Here is a 17,242-nt window from a genome sequence, read left to right as displayed (position 1 = left end):
CTTTTCGCGGCATTATTTTGGTTGCATTGTGCTCTCCAGGAAAAGAGCGAGAATCGTATAGATGGCCACAAAATTTTATCCTCTTGTGAACGTGCTACATAGTGCGCTTCAAGCGATTATCGGCGTTCTCGTTGTAACGACAGCGGTTATGACTTCAGCGTTCTATGCACATGCTGAAACCAGCGGCGTCGTTGCTGTTGCCGTGACAGAAAGCAAGTTGATCGACTATCAGCCAAAGCTCACGCTATCGGGTGCGATTGCGGCCAGATCACTTGTCAATGTATCATTCCGTGTCAATGGGCAGGTTGTGGAACGTATGGTTGAAATCGGCCAGCACGTTGAAAAAGGCGCAATCCTTGCACGGATCGACAATGCCGAGCAGCAGTCCAATATGCGCGTTGCGCTGGCGTCCAAAGATGCTGCACAGGCTCAGCTTGTGCAGGCTGAGGCCAGCTTCAAACGCCAGCAAGCCTTGCTTGCGCAAGGATTTACGACGCGGTCTCAATACGATCAGTCCGAGCAAGTCTACCGTACGGCGCAAAGCACGCTCATGAATGCTGAAAGCCAGCTTGGCAATGCGCGTGACGAGCTTTCCTATACTGAACTCCATGCCCCGGTTTCTGGTGTGCTCACAGCTCGCAATATTGAAACCGGGCAGGTGGTGCAGGCTGCGCAAACGGCGTTTTCGATTGCCGAAGACGGTCCCCGTGACGCGATCTTCGACGTTCAGGAAACACTCGTCAATTATGCCAAGATTGGCATGGACGTTACTCTGGCTTTGTTGTCGGACGATAAGGTTCAGGCGGAAGGTAAAATAAGGGAAATTTCGCCGGTGGTTGATGCACAGACCGGTACTGTGCGGGTGAAGGTTGGTATCGCCAATACGCCTGAACAGATGGCGCTCGGCGCGACGGTGACAGGCACCGTCCATATGGACAATCAGAAAGTTGTCATCCTGCCTTGGAGTGCCATGACGTCCGATTCAGGCCGTACAGCTGTCTGGCGCGTGGCGAAGGACACACAAGTCGCAACCCTCGTGCCGGTCAAAGTGCTCGCCTATGAAAAAGAACGAGTGATCGTTGCTTCCGGTTTGGGTGTTGGAGAACTGATCGTCACCAAAGGCGCGCAAATGCTTCGTTCAGGTGCTCAAACAGAGATTGTTACGGGTCTTGAAGGAGCGGGCGCACAATGAAGCCGACCATGAAGCTCTTAAGCTGCCTTGCTATTGCTGGTTCGCTTGTAACACTTACGGCATGTGGCAAGGATGATGACAAATCATCTGAAGCGGAGCCAATTCGCCCTGTGCTTTACACGATTGTAACGCCTAAGCCCGCCATTCAAACCAGTTTCGCCGGTACGATCGAACCGCGATATTCAACGGATCTTGCCTTCCGCGTTCTTGGTCGCATCATAGCGCGTCCGGTTAACGTGGGCGATCTCGTCAAGAAAGACGAAATGGTAGCGATGCTCGATCCTTCCACGCTTGATCTTTCGGTGCAGTCCGCAAAGGCTGACCTTTCAAGTGCTGGAGCGCAATATGCCAACGCAGCTGCCAGTGAGGAGCGTCTGCATATCTTGCTTGAAGGCAACAACATCTCACAAGCTGATTATGATGCTGCAAAGCAGGCGCGTGACAGTGCTCAGGCCGGACTTGAAAAGGCACAGGCTGGTTTGCGTAAAGCTGAAGATCAGCGCGGCTATGCTGTTTTGAGCCCGGATTTCGATGGCGTCATTTCAGCAACCAATGCTGAAGTTGGTCAGGTCGTGGCCGCAGGGCAGGCGGTGATGACGGTCGCAAGGCCAGACATTCGTGAAGCTGTTCTCGATATCCCCGACAGCATGACGGAATATTTCGTGGCGGGAACGCCATTTTATGTGCAGCTGCAAGCTGATCCTGCGGTGACTGGAAATGGCACTGTGCGCGAGGTCGCGCCCCAGGCAGATGCTCAAACCCGTACACGTCGGGTTCGGATTGCACTTGAGAACCCGCCGGAAGGTTTCCGACTTGGCGCGACCATCAGGGCGGGGCTTGCAAGAGCGGAGAAAGACCACGTGATTTTGCCGATACAGGCCTTGCTTGAAAAAGACGGCAAAACTGAAATCTGGGTCATTGATCCAAAAACACAGACCGTAAGCCTCCAGGACATTCAGGTTGTCGAACGTCGCAGTGAGAATTTTGTTGCCGATAACGTTGAAGTCGGCAGCTATGTGGCGATTGCCGGAGTGAACGAACTCAAGCAAGGGCAAAAAGTCCGTCTGGATGCGAAGGGAAGCAGCCTATGAAAAAAGGTTTCAATCTTTCTGATTGGGCTTTGAACCACCGGTCGCTCGTCTGGTATTTCATGCTTGTCTTTCTGGTCGCAGGGTTTGTCTCCTATCTCGATCTCGGCCGTGCGGAAGATCCGGAATTCACCGTGAAGACGATGGTGGTGCAGGCCAACTGGCCGGGCGCATCCATCGACGAAACAATGAATCAGGTTACAGATCGTATCGAGAAGAAACTCGAAGAACTCGACACACTCGACTATACGCGCAGTGTCACTACAGCAGGTAAGTCGGTCGTATTTGTTTTTTTGAAGGATACGGTTCGCAAGGAACAGGTCACAAAGGCCTGGTCCGAAGTGCGTCATATGCTTGATGATATCAAGCCGAACATGCCGGAAGGCGTCTACGGTCCTTATTACAACGACAAGTTTGGCGATGTTTTTGGGAATATCTTTGCCTTCACCGCAGATGGACTGTCGATGCGACAGCTGCGTGATTATGCGGAAGATGTACGCACAAAAATTCTGACCATCCCCAATGCTGGTAAGGTTGAACTGATCGGCGCGCAGGATGAGGCAATCTATCTCGAGTTCTCGACCCGGCAGGTGGCAGCCCTTGGCCTCGACCAGCAGGCTATTCTGAAGGCGTTGCAGGACCAGAACGCCATCACGCCATCAGGTGTTGTGCAGGCGGGACCTGAACGCATCAGCGTTCGCGTAAGCGGTCAGTTTGACTCGGAAGCTGATCTTCGTGCGGTCAACCTTCGTGTGAATGATCGCTTCTTCCGCCTGTCGGATGTCGCAACAATCACGCGCGGTTATGTCGATCCACCATCATCGATTTTTCGGGTCAATGGCCATGATGCGATTGGTCTTGGCATCGGCATGAAGCCTAACGGCAATCTGCTTGAGTTTGGCGAGAAGCTGGACACACTGATGCAGCAGGTGAAGGCCGAACTGCCGGTCGGCGTTAATGTATTTAAAGTGGCCGATCAGCCAGAAGTGGTTCAGGACGCGGTCTCAGGCTTCACAAAGGCACTCTTTGAAGCGGTTGTAATCGTTCTGGCAGTGAGCTTCATCAGTCTTGGTTTGCGCGCAGGCTTCGTGGTGTCGTTGTCGATCCCGCTGGTGCTGGCAATCACCTTCCTCGCCATGTCGCTCATGGATATTTCGCTGCAACGTGTGTCTCTCGGTGCACTGATTATTTCGCTTGGGCTTCTGGTCGATGATGCGATGATCGCGGTTGAAATGATGGTTGCCCGGCTCGAGCAAGGGGACCCCATCAACAAGGCTGCGACCTATGTCTATTCGCACACCGCCTTTCCGATGTTGACGGGTACGCTTGTCACGATTGCGGGCTTCATTCCGATTGGACTGAACTCGAGTCAGGCCGGCGAATATACATTCACGCTTTTTGTGGTGATTGCTGTTTCGCTGATTGTTTCGTGGATCGTGGCCGTGTTGTTTGCACCACTCCTCGGCGTGACAGTGCTTCCTAAGAAAATGAAGCATCATGAGGAAAAGCGCAGTCGCTTTTTCCAGGCCTTTTCGAGAACACTGCTTCTTGCGATGCGGCACAAATGGATTACGATTGTCACGACGATCGCTCTGTTTGTGGTCTCAGTTTTCGGTATGGGTTTGATTGAACGGCAGTTTTTCCCTCAGTCCGACCGTCCGGAACTGGTAATCGACTGGACTCTGCCGCAAAACAGTTCCATCGCCGATACGAAGGCACAGATGGAGCGTTTTGAACAGACGATGCTCAAGGATAATCCAGATATCGAGCATTGGAGCACCTATGTCGGCCAGAGCGCGATCCGTTTTATTCTGTCTTTTGATGTGCAGCCAGCCAATCCCTATTTCGGGCAGATGGTTGTGGTGGCTAAAGACGTCGAAGCGCGTGATCGCCTGAAGGTGAAATTCGATGAAGTCCTGCGTAAGGATTATGTCGGCACAGATACGTTTGTGAAATTCCTTGAACTTGGACCGCCGGTCGGACGCCCGGTCCAGTACCGCATTTCAGGCCCGAATATTCAGAAGCTGCGCGGTATTGCGCAGGATTTTGCAGGCATCATGAGTGCGGATAAGCGGCTCGGTGTTGTCAACTACAACTGGAATGAACCGGGACGTGTTATCCGTGTGGATGTGATGCAGGACAAGGCGCGCAAGCTTGGCATTTCATCGAAGGATATTGCGACAACACTGAATGGCGTGGTCGGCGGCATCAATATCACCCAGGTTCGGGATTCGATCTATCTGATCGATGTGATCGTGCGGGCACAGAAGCATGAACGCGATTCCATTAACACGCTGCAGAGCCTGCAGATCGCAACCGGCAACGGCAGTTCTGTGCCGCTCGCAGCCATCGCCAATTTCCGCTATGAGCTTGAACAGCCGGTTATTTATCGCCGCTCACGCATTCCAACCATAACTGTTGCTGCCGGTATCGTTGATAAAACGATGCCGGACACGATTGTTAAGGAGCTTGAACCTGCGGTGAAGGCATTTGTCGATAAGCTTCCGGCAGGTTATTCCATCGCGACAGCCGGCACGGTTGAAGAAAGCGGCAAGAGCCAGGGACCGATTGCAGCTGTCGTGCCGCTGATGCTGTTCGTGATGGCAACCGTTCTGATGCTGCAATTGCAGAGCTTCCAGCGCCTGTTCCTCGTGGTTGCCGTGGCACCTTTGGGGCTGATCGGTGTGGTAGCGGCACTGCTTCCGAGTGGCAAACCGCTCGGCTTCGTGGCTATTCTCGGTGTGCTGGCACTGATCGGTATTCTTATCCGAAACTCGGTCATTCTGATTGTGCAGGTCGAAGAGCATATCACCGAGGGAATGCATCCATGGGATGCAGTTGTTCAGGCAAGTCAGCATCGTATGCGGCCGATTGCATTGACGGCAGCGGCTGCAAGTCTGGCGCTGATCCCGATTGCGCGCGAAGTGTTCTGGGGGCCGATGGCCTATGCCATGATGGGCGGTATCATTGCCGGTACGGGCATCACCTTGCTTTTCCTTCCAGCACTTTACGTGGCCTGGTTCCGCATTAAGGAACCTGATGCTGAAAAGAATGAAACAGCGGTGGAGCCACAGCCACAACATTGATAAGAAGAAGGCCTGCTTTATGCGGGCCTTTATTTTGGTTTTGGAGAATGAACATGCAAACCGCTCCATCGCTTATGCTGCAAGAAACCGAACAGTCACCTTCTGTTGTGGCAAAACTTCTTGAAGCAGAAGTCGGAACATTTGCTGAAATTGGGCGCTTGTTTGAAAAATCGCCATCAGTGATTACCACGGCTGCGCGCGGCTCGTCTGACCATGCTGCGACCTTTTTCAAATATCTGATGGAGATCGCCACCGGTATTCCGGTTGCCTCCATCGGTCCATCGGTGGCTTCCGTTTATGGTGCCGAGCTCAAACTGAAAGGTGGTCTGCATTTCACGGTGTCGCAATCGGGTGCAAGCCCGGACATTATTGCGGTGCAGGATGCGGCAAAGCGTGGCGGGGCTGTGACGGTTGCCGTTGTTAACGTGACCGATAGTCCGCTTGCGAAGGGTGCCGATATTGTGCTCGCCCTTCATGCAGGCGAAGAGAAAAGCGTTGCCGCTACCAAGTCTTTCATTGCGTCTGTCGCAGCGCTTTCAGGCGTGGTGGCTGCAGCCAGCAACGACCCGAAACTGAAAGATGGTTTGATCCGCTTGCCAGAAGCGTTGACCGCAACAAGGCCGGAAGGCCGTGAGGTGGCGGAAGACCTGTTGGTCGAGGCAAAGTCGCTGTTCACGGGCGGACGTGGCACCGCCTATGCCATTTCACTTGAAGCTGCACTCAAGGCCAAAGAAACTGCCAATATTCATGCGGAAGCATTCTCGCTTGCCGAGCTGATGCATGGACCGATGCGGCTGGTGGAAACCGGCTTCCCAATTCTGTCGTTCATACCGCAGGATGAGGCGCTTGAAACAAGCATTCAGGCGCTTAACAGGCTTGGATCGTTTGGCGCAAACCTGGTGTCGTTTGGTGATGCGGAGGTGCCGGGACATCGGGTGCCATCAGCAAGCACAGGAAATGGTCATCTCGACCCGCTGGTTGCGCTCATCAACTATTATCGGATCATCGAAACAGTAACGCGCTGCAAGGGCTATGATCCCGATAAACCACGTCATTTGAACAAGGTCACATCGACGGTCTGACGAATTAACCTACAATTCCATTCTTCACGCATTATCGACTTGATAGCGCAATCCGGTCAGTGCATTACGCATTCTGGCATGGTTGGCGCTGCATCGTAGAGTAAAAAATCACGATGTAGCTGCGCCTGCGTAATAGAGGAAGTTCGATGCATAATTTTGTCCTGACCGTCACCTGCAAATCCACCCGCGGTATTGTTGCCGCCATTTCGGGTTATCTTGCGGGCAAGGGTTGCAACATCATCGATAGCGCCCAGTTCGATGATCTGGACACCGGTCGCTTCTTCATGCGCGTCAGCTTCATTTCGGAAGACGGCGTGGCGCTTGATGTCCTGCGCGAAGGCTTTGAGCCAATCGCGGCACCGTTCGAAATGGATTTCGATTTCCACGACAATGCCCATCGCACGAAGACGCTGCTTATGGTGTCGCGTTTTGGTCATTGCCTGAATGATCTTCTTTATCGCTGGAAGATCGGTGCTCTGCCAATCGATATCGTTGGTGTTGTATCGAACCACTTCGATTATCAGAAGGTTGTCGTCAATCACGACATTCCGTTCCATCATGTGGCCGTCACCAAGGCGAATAAGCCGGAAGCCGAACAGCGTCTTCTGGATATTGTCGATAATACGGGCACCGAGCTGGTGGTTCTTGCGCGTTACATGCAGGTTCTGTCCGATCAGCTCTGCCAGAAAATGTCGGGCCGCATCATCAATATCCATCACTCGTTCCTGCCGTCTTTCAAAGGGGCAAACCCTTACAAGCAGGCTTATGAGCGTGGTGTGAAGCTGATTGGCGCCACGGCGCATTATGTGACCGCCGATCTCGATGAAGGTCCGATCATCGAACAGGATGTTGCTCGCATCACCCACGCGCAGAGTGCGGCGGATTATGTGTCGATTGGCCGTGATGTTGAAGCGCAAGTTCTGGCGCGCGCCGTTCACGCGCATATCCATCACCGTTCATTCCTCAACGGAAATCGCACCGTCGTATTCCCGGCTTCGCCCGGTTCATTCGCCTCCGAACGCATGGGCTGATATTGCGGTTCTGACGGCCTGCAAATCGCGTCTTTTTGCGCTTCCGGTGCTCACGTACTCAAGTACGCTGCGCGCCGGTTCTCAAAAGCCACGATTTTCGGCATGTCATAACCACAATCTCGCTAATCGCAAATGTTGAGATAATAAAAAAACCCCGCTGAAAAGCGGGGTTTTCTTTTAGTCTTTATAAAGTTAGTCGATGTCGAAGGAAACGCCCTGTGCGAGCGGCAGAGCCTTCGAGTAGTTCACAGTGTTGGTTGCGCGGCGCATATAGCCCTTCCACGCATCCGAACCCGATTCACGGCCGCCGCCGGTTTCCTTTTCGCCGCCGAATGCGCCGCCAATTTCAGCACCCGAAGTACCGATATTGACGTTTGCAATGCCGCAATCCGAACCTTCAACCGAAAGGAAGCGTTCTGCTTCCTGCAGGTTGAGCGTGAAGATCGACGAGGACAGGCCTGCGCCAACTTCGTTGTGGCTCGCCAGCACGTCGTCGAAGTCGGAATACTTCATGACGTAAAGGATCGGTGCGAAGGTTTCTTCGAGAACCGGGCCTTCTTGGCGTGGCATTTCGACAATAGCCGGACGCACGTAGTAAGCGTTTTCATGGCCAGCGTCGACGCGTTCACCGCCCTGTACCTTACCGCCGTGAGCGGCTGCTTCCTTGAGTGCCTTCTGCATGTTGTCGAAAGCAACCTTGTCGATCAATGGACCAACCAGAGCTGTGGTTTCGAGTGGCGAACCAACGGTAACGCTGGCATATGCCTTCTGCAGACGTGGAACGAGAGCGTCGTAAACGCTTTCATGCACGAACAGACGACGGAGCGTGGTGCAACGCTGACCAGCGGTGCCCATTGCACCGAAAGCGATTGCGCGCAGCGCCATGTCGAGATCGGCCGATGGGCAGACGATACCGGCATTGTTGCCGCCGAGTTCGAGGATTGCGCGCGCAAAACGCTTTGCAAGACGTGGACCACTTCGCGGCCCATGCGGGTCGAACCGGTTGCCGAAAGAACAGGAACCTTCGGGCTGTCAACGAGAACTTCACCAACCGTACGGTCGCCGAGAACGACTTCAGCCAGACCTTCTGGAGCATCGCCAAAACGCTTGATGGCGCGCTTCAGGATCGCGTCACATGCAATAGCGGTGAGCAGGGTCTTTTCCGATGGCTTCCAGACAACCGAGTTGCCGCAAACGATAGCGAGAGCGGAGTTCCATGCCCAGACAGCAACAGGGAAGTTGAAGGCCGAGATAACGCCGACAACGCCAAGCGGATGCCAGGTTTCCATCATACGATGGCCAGCGCGTTCGGTAGCGATTGTGAGGCCGTAAAGCTGACGCGACAGACCAACTGCAAAATCGCAGATGTCGATCATTTCCTGAACTTCGCCGAGGCCTTCCGAAGGAATCTTGCCAGCTTCGAGCGAAACGAGACGGCCGAGATCTTCCTTGGAAGCACGCAGTTCTTCACCCAAGAGACGGATCAGTTCGCCACGCTTTGGTGCTGGAACAGTGCGCCAAGCACGGAAAGCTTCATCAGCCTTGTCGATGATCTTGGCTGCATCTTCCTTGCTGTGGGTCTTGACCGAAGCAATCTGCTCGCCGGAAACCGGGCTGAAACCAGCAAGGTCGCCCGATGTGTAGATCGAGGCGTCAACGCCAAGCTTGGACAGAAGATTTGCAGCTTCCTGCTTCACGTCGAGTTTTTTAACAGCGGTGTTCATGGTTTTCCTCTTAAGTCAGTATTGGTTTATTCGGCTGCTTCAAGACCGCTCAAGCGGGCAAGTACAGCTTCAATAGATTCGCGTTCGATGCGAGCATAATGCTCGAATTCATTGAGAACCTTGGCGCCAAGGTCTTCCTCGAAACGCTTCTGGTTCGGGCTTTCCACAAAATCCTGTGCGTCGTCGTCGCCCAGATTGGACTGGAAGATACCAGCAGCACTAACCGGCAGGAAGTCTTCATAGATAATCGGATCGAACTGGACTGCGCCGCCTTCGATCAGAGTTTCAATATCGGTATTAGCCGGGAAGGCTGCAAGACGTGCAGCATCCTTCACCGAATAGGCGAAATAGCCAAGGGCTTCTTCGCGCACGCCAGCCCATGTGTCAGGGAAAGCGGCAAAGGTGTCGCTTAGTGCCTTCACATATTCAGCCGAGTTTGAGCCATCCGGAGCAGGGCGGGCAACTGCACGGGTGTCGTTGAGCAGCTTGTCATAGAGCGCACGGCCCTTTGGTGTTAACGCTACGCCACGCTGTTCGATTTCACCGAAACGGGCAGTGTGGGAGCCTGGTGTCCAGGTGCCGTCTGCGCTGACAAACGAAACTTCTTCTTCCAGTGCCTTGAACGAGGTCTGGCGCAGAAGGATCGGGCATTTGCGGGTTGGCGGACCTTCGACAACTGCCTTCGGGTTGATGCCGCGATCTGGCATCTGAACCTGCACGGCGTCGATGTCGAGCGTGCGTGGTGTCAGATGGTTGATGTGCGGACCCTTGAAGGAAACAACGTCGGCGATCAGGCGATGCGCATCGTGGAGGCGATGGTAAAGCTCGGCGCTGACATTGGCATGATCATGCCAGCGGAAAGTCTCCAACACTTCTGCAACGAAGATCTTCGCATCACCTTCATCAAGGCCACCATCGGCTTCTGCCTTTTCGACAAGCGCAATTGCGCCCGGCGTGAAGATTTGGCGCTTCGCGAGAACCTCTTCCGATTCTGCACGCAGCTTTTCGTCCGAAATCAGGTCAAGGCGCAGGAGCGACGTGAACACACGGAATGGATTGTGCTTGAGTGCTGCATCGTCGATCGGGCGGAAGGCGGTGGAATGCACTGGCACGCCAGCCGCACTCAAATCGTAGTAACCAACCGGAAACATGCCCATGACGGAGAAAACGCGGCGCATCATCGAGAGTTCAGCAGCAGTGCCGAGACGGATTGCACCGTGACGTTCTTCGGAAATGCGTTCAAGCGAATCTGTTTCCGTCAGACGCTCATGCAGATGCGCATCGTCTGCCAGAACTTTCGCGTTCACATCGGAGACGAGTTCCATCAATGTGCCATAAGCAGGCACTTCTTCCTTATACATGGCCGACATGGCTGCCGAAAAGGCAGAGCGAATGGCGTCCGGCGAAATGAATTTATGCTCGTTCATTGCGAAAGCTTCCGTAGAACTTGTGTCATCTTGGGGACGGACATGTTATTTGCGGGAGGAACATGCCTGGATTATGATGAAAATGTATCATATCAGCCGTTTTGCCGTTATGATTGCGACGAACGCAACTATGTTAATGCGAGATTGGAATGAAGCTTAGCAGGAGACTGATCCCCGACATTGCCACGCTACAGGCGTTTGAATGTGCGGCCCGGCATGGCAGTTTCACGCAAGCCGCCAATGAACTTAATCTCACGCAGAGTGCTGTCAGCCGTCAAATCAAGGATCTTGAAAGCCAACTTGGCGTGCTGCTGTTTGAGCGCATCCGTCAACGCATTCTTTTGTCTGATGCCGGGCGTAAGTTCCTGCCGGAAGTGCGGCGTTTGCTCAACCAGACGGAAGACACGATGCTGCGTGCAATGGCGTCGGCACAATCGACCTCTTCATTCAGTGTTGCAACCCTGCCGACCTTTGGCACACGCTGGCTGATGCCGCGTATTCCGGATTTTATTGAAAAGCATCCCGGGATTGCAATCAATGTCGCCTCGCGGTCCGGCGTTTTCGACTTTGAAGAACAGCCATTCGATCTCGCTATTCACTATGGCCAGCCGGTCTGGGCACATGCGACATGCACATTTCTGTGCAGTGAAGTCATTGTGCCGGTGGCCAGCCCAAGTCTACTCAAAGCACGACATCCCGCCAATCCCGAAGAACTTGAAAACGAGCCGCTGCTGCATCTCGCGACCCGCCCGAAAATGTGGGCGCAATGGTTTGAAAGCTGTGGCATTGAAGGCAAGTCCGCCTATCGCGGCCATCGGTTCGATCAGTTTTCCATGGTAATTGGCGCTGCGCTTGCGGGGCTCGGCTTCGCTTTACTGCCGCTTTATCTGATTGAGCAAGAGCTGCGTAACGGCGAACTGGTCATGCTTTTCGAGCAGCCGATGCGGACCGAGAATGACTATTATCTGGTGGTTCCGGAAGGCAAACTTGAGAACCCGCTGACGCAGGTTTTCTGTCAGTGGATCGCAGGGCAGGTGGGGAACGTTGTCCTATAGGGTAAGTTCATTCCCAACCGGCATGAATTGTTGCATAAATATTGCTGTCATTGAGACTTCCAGCGCGTGAAATAGTTTTGGCGGTAAAAGCCGTCTGTTTTTCATTCTATGAAATGGTTGCCGTTCATGCTCAACGATCCACGCTCTCATGGCCTTTGGGAAAAGACCGCTCCAGCTGCACCAAAAACAACTGCTCTTAAAGGCGATCTGACTGCCGATGTGGTGATTGTTGGTGGTGGTTTCACCGGGCTTTCCACTGCGTTGCATCTCGCGGAAAAGGGCACGAAAGCAATCGTGCTGGAAGGTATCGAAATCGGCTATGGCGGTTCGGGCCGTAATGTTGGTCTGGTCAATGCGGGCATGTGGGTCATGCCTGACGATCTGCCGGGTGTTCTGGGCCAGAAGCACGGCGACCGTTTGCTCGACGTTCTCGGTAATGCGCCGAAGCTGGTTTTTGAACTGATCGAAAAACACAAGATTGCTTGCGAAGTTGAAAAGCAGGGAACGCTGCATTGTGCCGTTGGCAAGAACGGTCTCAAGGAACTTGAAGATCGCTATGAGCAATGGGCACGTCGCGGCGCCAATGTGAAGCTGCTCGACGCCAGGGAAACTGAAGCCAAGGTTGGCACCAAGGCTTATGCCGGATCTCTGCTCGATCTGCGTGCTGGTACAATTCAGCCACTTGCTTATGTGCGCGGTCTGGCACATGCGGCGGTTGCTGCAGGTGCACAAATCTTTACGGCAAGCCCTGTAACGGGTGCCAGCGAGCAGAACGGCAAGTGGGTGGTGAAGACCGCTGCCGGTACTGTGACAGCTGACTGGGTTGTGGTCGCAACCAACGCCTATACCAATGTACCATGGGCAGAGGTGCGCGCGGAACTGGTGCATCTGCCTTATTTCAACATGGCGACCAAGCCGCTTTCTGACAATTTGAAAAAGAGCATTCTGCCAGAACGTCAGGGTGCGTGGGATACGAAGGAAGTTCTCTCTTCTTTCCGCTTCGATCAGCAGGGCCGTCTCGTGTTTGGTAGTGTTGGTGCGTTGCGCAATACTGGTGCTGCCGTTCATACGGTATGGGCTAAAAAATCATTGAAGCGCCTGTTCCCGCAGATCGGAAATGTCGAGTTTGAAGCCGAATGGTATGGCAAGATCGGCATGACCAATGACAGCCTGCCGAAGTTCCATCGTCTTGGACGTAATGTCGTTGGCTTCTCTGGCTATAATGGCCGTGGCATTGCGCCGGGTACGGTATTCGGGCGCTTATTGGCACAACTCGTTTCAGGCGTAATTTCCGAAGACGATCTGCCGTTGCCTGTCACTGATCCAAAGGCGCAGAATTTCCGCGGCTTGCGCGAGGCTTATTATGAAGCCGGAGCACAGGTAGCGCACGCGGCTGAGATAATCATCTGAAGCTGGCTCACACTGTCATATAATTGAAGCTAAAGCCCGTTATGGCATCCGCGTCGCTTCCGAATGGAAGAGATGCGGAAGGTAAAACGATCAAGTGATCAATGCCCTTCTGCGGATCAAAAATCTGCCGGAGGGCATTTTGCTTTCTGAAATCAGTTCCGATTTTCTGGCGGATGTTTTAGAGATTTGTTTGACAGGTGAGTCATGAACAGGAATGATCGCGCTTCTCGATATGACAGTATCTGCGCCATTTCAGCTCGCATGCAGCGTAATCACGCCGGAGCAGCGGCACATACTGCCGAAAACCACACAGAAATTCGAGGAGCCAACTCCATGACCAAGATGCTGAAGCGGGCCAGTGCTATTCCTGCTCTTCTTGCTCTTTCCATCGCCGTGGCGCAGGCCGATACGCTGACGCTCTATACGTCGCAACCGGAAGCGGATGCGACCAAAACGGTTGAAGCTTTCCGCAAAGCCAATCCTGATACGGATGTGCAGATTTTCCGTTCGGGAACGAGCGAACTCCTCACCAAGCTTGCCGCCGAGTTTTCCGCTGGCGCGCCACAGCCTGACGTTCTACTGATCGCTGATGCGGTGACAATGGAAGGTCTCAAGAAGGACAAGCGCCTGCTTCCTTATACGGATGCCAAGGTTGATGGTTTTTCTGCTGATAGCTACGACGCAGACAAGACCTATTTCGGCTCCAAGCTGATCACCACCGGCATTGCCTACAACACGGGCGCGTCCCAAAAGCCTGAACATTGGGCCGATCTCGCCAAGGCTGATTATAAGGGTCAGGTGGTCATGCCAAGCCCGCTTTATTCGGGTGCTGCCGCCTATCTCCTGAGCGGTTTTGCGCTCGATAAGGATCTTGGCTGGGATTATTTCAAGAACCTCAAGACCAACGAACTCGCAAGCGTCAAGGGCAACGGCGCCGTGCTGAAGTCGGTTGCGAGCGGCGAAAAGCCTTACGGCATTTTGGTTGATTTCATGGCGCTCAATGCCAAGGCCAAGGGTTCGCCGATTGAGTTCGTCTTCCCGTCGGAAGGCGTGCCTGCAGTGACTGAACCGGTTGCGATCATGGCAACCGCCAAGAACGTTGATGGCGCAAAGAAGTTCGTCGATTTCATCCTGTCGGATGATGGTCAGAAGCTGGCACTTGAGCAGGGCTATCTGCCTGCCAAGGACGGCGTTGGTCGCCCTGCGTGGCTGCCAGAAGGCACCAAGATCAGCATCATGTCTATCGACACCCAGAAGGTTCTCGATCAGACTGATGCCGACAAGAAGCAGTTCTCCGAGCTGTTTGGTGGATAAGGCATTTTAATGCGCATGTTTCGAGATATTCAGGGCCGTGATGCGGCCCTGATTGTTGGTGTAACGCTGATTGTTGCAGTGCTTTCGCTTCTGCCGATGGCGCGTCTGCTCGTTGAACTTGTTGCGCCGCAGGGACAGTTTTCGATATCGGTGCTCACTGAAACGCTGAGCAGCCGCTCGACATGGATTGCCACATGGCATTCGCTTCAGATCGGTATTGGCGGCACGCTGCTGGCGCTGGCGTTTGGCATTGTGGCGGCGTTGCTCGTCGGCCTCACCGATATGCGCGGGCGCAATGTCTTCGTTCTTTTCTATGTGACTCCGCTGCTGATCGCCCCGCAGGTAACAGCGCTGGCGTGGCTCCAGCTTTTCGGGCCTTCCAGCCAGTTCCTCAAGATCATCGGCATGGCGCCGCCGCTGGGAAGCCGTAATCCGCTTTATTCCGTCTGGGGCATCATCTCTCTGCTTGGCGTGCAATATGGACCGCTGGTCTTTCTGATTGTACGGGCGGGCCTGCGCAAACTCCCACGCGAGCTGGTGGAAGCCGGTCTGAGTGCCGGTGCCAGCAAATGGACCGTTCTGCGCACCATCATTCTGCCGCTGATGACGCCGTCTATCATCGGTGCCGCCGCCTTGGCCTTTGTTTCCTGCGTCGGCAATTTCGGCATCCCGGCATTTCTGGGGATTCCATCGAATTATCTTGTTCTGCCAACGTTGATTTATCAGCGCCTTGCGGGCGGTGGGCCTGCTGTACTGTCGAGCGTCGCCGTGCTTTCAGTGCTGATTGGTCTGATCGCCATGGCAGGGATCGCAGCACAGGATTATGCTTCGCGCCGCCGCGATTTTCGCATTGTTTCAACGTCGCTGCCCGCTGCACCTTTTGCGCTTGGCGTATGGCGCATGTGGGCGGAGCTGGCTGCATGGCTGTTGATCGTGGTGGTGCTATTCTTGCCCTTGATTGGTTTGACCCTTTCAGCACTGGTTCCAGCCTATGGCGTGCCGCTTACGTTTGCCACGGCAACGCTTGAAAATTTCCGCTTTGTCATGCTTGAACATGCGGGTTCGGCGCGCGCCTTTGGTAATAGCCTGATGCTGTCCTTTGCTGCGGCAGTGTTTGCGGTGCTGATAGCCGTTCCGCTTGCCTATATGCTGGCATGGCGCAAACGGCGCTGGACGCCGATCCTGAATTTTGCAGCCGAGATGCCTTATGCGTTACCGGGCGTGGTGCTGGCCATCGCCTGTCTGCTGATGTTCTTAAAGCCGCTGCCGCTGGTGGGTTTCAGTCTCTACAACACGCTGTGGATCATCCTGTTTGCCTATCTTGCACGCTTCTTCGTGCTGGCATTGCGGCCAACGGTTGCGGGTCTCCACCAGATTGACCGTGCGCTGGAAGAAGCCGCGCGAATTGCGGGTGCGGGGCTTTTCTATCGGCTCAGGACCATTATATTTCCTCTTGTCGCACCAGCGACGCTTGCAGGCGGCGTGCTCATTTTCATGACCGCATTCTGTGAGCTGACGGTTTCAGCGCTTCTCTGGGCGTCTGGATCGGAAACGCTGGGCGTGGTGATGTTTTCTTTTGAACAGGCGGGCGATTCCGCCTATGCGGCTGCCATATCCATTTTGGCCGTTGCGGTGACATTCATGCTGATGCTTGCAACAAATCTGTTTGCGCGGCGTCTTCCAAACGGGGTGCTGCCATGGCGCGACTGAAAATCGCTTCTGTTTCCAAGGCCTTCAACGAGTTTCAGGCCCTGTCTGAAGTGTCGCTCGATGTGAAGGACGGCGAGTTTGTTGCCATTCTCGGACCATCGGGCTGCGGCAAGACCACGCTTCTGCGGATGATTGCAGGTTTTGAAGAACTTGACGGCGGCGAAATCCATATTGGTGACAGCCGCGTTTCCCATGTGGATGGCAATGTGCCACCGGAAAAGCGTCAGGTCGGTATCGTTTTCCAGAATTATGCGCTCTGGCCGCATATGACCGTGGCGGAAAATGTCGGCTATAGTCTGCGGGTGGCAAAGGTTGCCAAAGCGGAGCGTGAGGCCCGTGTGAAGCAAGCGCTTGCGCTGGTGGATCTTGACGGCTTTGGTGATCGTCGCCCGGCCAATCTTTCGGGTGGTCAGCGGCAGCGTGTGGCTTTGGCCCGCTGTCTGGTGGCAGCGCCGTCACTGGTGCTGTTTGACGAGCCGTTAGCCAATCTCGATGTGCACCTGCGGGCTTCGATGGAAGACGAGTTTGCGGCTTTCCACAAGCGCACCGGCACGACGATTATTTACATTACGCATGATCAGGCGGAGGCCATGGCGCTTGCTGACCGGATTGCGGTGCTTGATCATGGCAAGCTTCAGCAGTTTGATACGCCGCGCAAACTCTATGAGGAACCAGCCAGCGAAATGGTCGCGTCCTTCATCGCGCATGGCATGGTGTTGCCTGCGGAGGTTGTGTCCTTTGCGCAAGCGGGACATTGCGAGGCGCTGGTGCTTGGAAGCCGTGCGCAAGTGCGTTGTTCCGGTATTGAAATGCCGCGTGCCAATGCGCAGCTCTGCGTTCGGGCAGAGGATTTGCAGCTGACTGAAACAGGCGGCATTGCGGTGCGGGTTAAGCGGTCCGTCTATCGGGGTGGCGGTTCGCGCATTGAAGCGCATCCGGTGGCAAAGCCGGATATTCACCTGCATTTTGAAGTGCGTGATCCGGTACGACTGGAAGAAGGCGATGAGGTTCGCGTCACCATTCACAATGGCTGGATCATTCCCACCGATGAAATGCCGGTGAGAAAAGTCTCAACCGGCTTTCCAATTGGCAACAAGATTTGATTGTGAAAAGGGCGGCTTTT

General features: G+C 54.3%; 11 protein-coding genes and 1 pseudogene. 10 read left to right on the top strand and 2 right to left on the bottom strand.

The window, feature by feature from the left end; genetic code table 11:
* Nucleotides 1–148 precede the first annotated feature (148 nt).
* From C9380_RS09340 to purU, 5 genes are all read left to right on the top strand, one after another.
* Nucleotides 149–1,192 (top strand): efflux RND transporter periplasmic adaptor subunit, encoded by a 1,044-nt coding sequence (locus C9380_RS09340; protein ID WP_247877571.1) that lies wholly within the window; start codon nucleotides 149–151, stop codon nucleotides 1,190–1,192.
* A complete protein-coding gene (locus C9380_RS09335; protein ID WP_024899346.1) occupies nucleotides 1,189–2,283 on the top strand; it encodes an efflux RND transporter periplasmic adaptor subunit in 1,095 nt (364 codons plus the stop codon). Before C9380_RS09340 ends, C9380_RS09335 begins: the two co-directional genes overlap by 4 nt.
* Entirely contained in the window at nucleotides 2,280–5,366 is a 3,087-nt protein-coding gene (locus C9380_RS09330) for an efflux RND transporter permease subunit (RefSeq protein ID WP_128093423.1), read from the top strand. Before C9380_RS09335 ends, C9380_RS09330 begins: the two co-directional genes overlap by 4 nt.
* Before the next feature lie 53 nt (nucleotides 5,367–5,419).
* Nucleotides 5,420–6,448 (top strand): SIS domain-containing protein, encoded by a 1,029-nt coding sequence (locus tag C9380_RS09325; protein WP_100558684.1) that lies wholly within the window; start codon nucleotides 5,420–5,422, stop codon nucleotides 6,446–6,448.
* A gap of 146 nt (nucleotides 6,449–6,594) precedes the next feature.
* Nucleotides 6,595–7,479 (top strand): formyltetrahydrofolate deformylase, encoded by an 885-nt coding sequence (gene purU, locus C9380_RS09320; protein WP_024899349.1) that lies wholly within the window; start codon nucleotides 6,595–6,597, stop codon nucleotides 7,477–7,479.
* A 192-nt stretch (nucleotides 7,480–7,671) separates the two neighbouring features.
* Here purU and amaB read toward each other — a convergent pair.
* Together amaB and hglS are read right to left on the bottom strand one after the other, a co-directional pair.
* A pseudogene (gene amaB, locus C9380_RS09310) lies at nucleotides 7,672–9,203 on the bottom strand (L-piperidine-6-carboxylate dehydrogenase).
* Between the two features lie 26 nt (nucleotides 9,204–9,229).
* Nucleotides 9,230–10,630 carry a 2-oxoadipate dioxygenase/decarboxylase HglS gene (hglS, locus tag C9380_RS09305; RefSeq protein WP_128093422.1) on the bottom strand — a complete coding sequence of 467 codons (1,401 nt, stop codon included), beginning with the start codon at nucleotides 10,628–10,630 and terminating at the stop codon, nucleotides 9,230–9,232.
* Between the two features lie 149 nt (nucleotides 10,631–10,779).
* On the opposite strand from hglS, the gene C9380_RS09300 reads away from it, so the two are divergent.
* From C9380_RS09300 to C9380_RS09280, 5 genes are all read left to right on the top strand, one after another.
* Entirely contained in the window at nucleotides 10,780–11,685 is a 906-nt protein-coding gene (locus C9380_RS09300; protein ID WP_100558686.1) for a LysR family transcriptional regulator, read from the top strand.
* Between the two features lie 126 nt (nucleotides 11,686–11,811).
* Nucleotides 11,812–13,095 carry an NAD(P)/FAD-dependent oxidoreductase gene (locus C9380_RS09295; RefSeq protein ID WP_128093421.1) on the top strand — a complete coding sequence of 428 codons (1,284 nt, stop codon included), beginning with the start codon at nucleotides 11,812–11,814 and terminating at the stop codon, nucleotides 13,093–13,095.
* Nucleotides 13,096–13,428: 333 nt separating this feature from the next.
* The gene (locus tag C9380_RS09290) at nucleotides 13,429–14,409 is read left to right on the top strand and encodes an ABC transporter substrate-binding protein (protein WP_128093420.1); all 981 of its coding nucleotides are present in this window, start codon (nucleotides 13,429–13,431) and stop codon (nucleotides 14,407–14,409) included.
* Between the two features lie 9 nt (nucleotides 14,410–14,418).
* Complete coding sequence (locus C9380_RS09285; RefSeq protein WP_128093419.1) at nucleotides 14,419–16,119, top strand: ABC transporter permease; 1,701 nt, start codon at nucleotides 14,419–14,421, stop codon at nucleotides 16,117–16,119.
* Nucleotides 16,107–17,222, top strand: coding sequence for an ABC transporter ATP-binding protein (locus tag C9380_RS09280; RefSeq protein ID WP_128093418.1), 1,116 nt, complete (start codon nucleotides 16,107–16,109; stop codon nucleotides 17,220–17,222). The genes C9380_RS09285 and C9380_RS09280 overlap by 13 nt, the downstream gene beginning before the upstream one ends.
* Nucleotides 17,223–17,242 lie beyond the last annotated feature (20 nt).

It is taken from the genome of Brucella pituitosa (assembly GCF_003049685.1).
GTDB classification, from domain to species: Bacteria; Pseudomonadota; Alphaproteobacteria; order Rhizobiales; family Rhizobiaceae; genus Brucella; species Brucella pituitosa.
Note: the sequence above shows the minus strand (reverse complement) of the source record. Positions and strands in the feature narration are given on the sequence as shown.

What these genes read in the sequence shown, in the direction of transcription:
- C9380_RS09340 (WP_247877571.1), top strand. Translation starts at nt 149, where the DNA reads ATGACTTCAGCGTTCTATGCACATGCTGAAACCAGCGGCGTCGTTGCT.
- C9380_RS09335 (WP_024899346.1), top strand. Translation starts at nt 1,189, where the DNA reads ATGAAGCCGACCATGAAGCTCTTAAGCTGCCTTGCTATTGCTGGTTCG.
- C9380_RS09330 (WP_128093423.1), top strand. Translation starts at nt 2,280, where the DNA reads ATGAAAAAAGGTTTCAATCTTTCTGATTGGGCTTTGAACCACCGGTCG.
- C9380_RS09325 (WP_100558684.1), top strand. Translation starts at nt 5,420, where the DNA reads ATGCAAACCGCTCCATCGCTTATGCTGCAAGAAACCGAACAGTCACCT.
- purU (WP_024899349.1), top strand. Translation starts at nt 6,595, where the DNA reads ATGCATAATTTTGTCCTGACCGTCACCTGCAAATCCACCCGCGGTATT.
- hglS (WP_128093422.1), bottom strand. Translation starts at nt 10,630, where the DNA reads ATGAACGAGCATAAATTCATTTCGCCGGACGCCATTCGCTCTGCCTTT.
- C9380_RS09300 (WP_100558686.1), top strand. Translation starts at nt 10,780, where the DNA reads ATGAAGCTTAGCAGGAGACTGATCCCCGACATTGCCACGCTACAGGCG.
- C9380_RS09295 (WP_128093421.1), top strand. Translation starts at nt 11,812, where the DNA reads ATGCTCAACGATCCACGCTCTCATGGCCTTTGGGAAAAGACCGCTCCA.
- C9380_RS09290 (WP_128093420.1), top strand. Translation starts at nt 13,429, where the DNA reads ATGACCAAGATGCTGAAGCGGGCCAGTGCTATTCCTGCTCTTCTTGCT.
- C9380_RS09285 (WP_128093419.1), top strand. Translation starts at nt 14,419, where the DNA reads ATGCGCATGTTTCGAGATATTCAGGGCCGTGATGCGGCCCTGATTGTT.
- C9380_RS09280 (WP_128093418.1), top strand. Translation starts at nt 16,107, where the DNA reads ATGGCGCGACTGAAAATCGCTTCTGTTTCCAAGGCCTTCAACGAGTTT.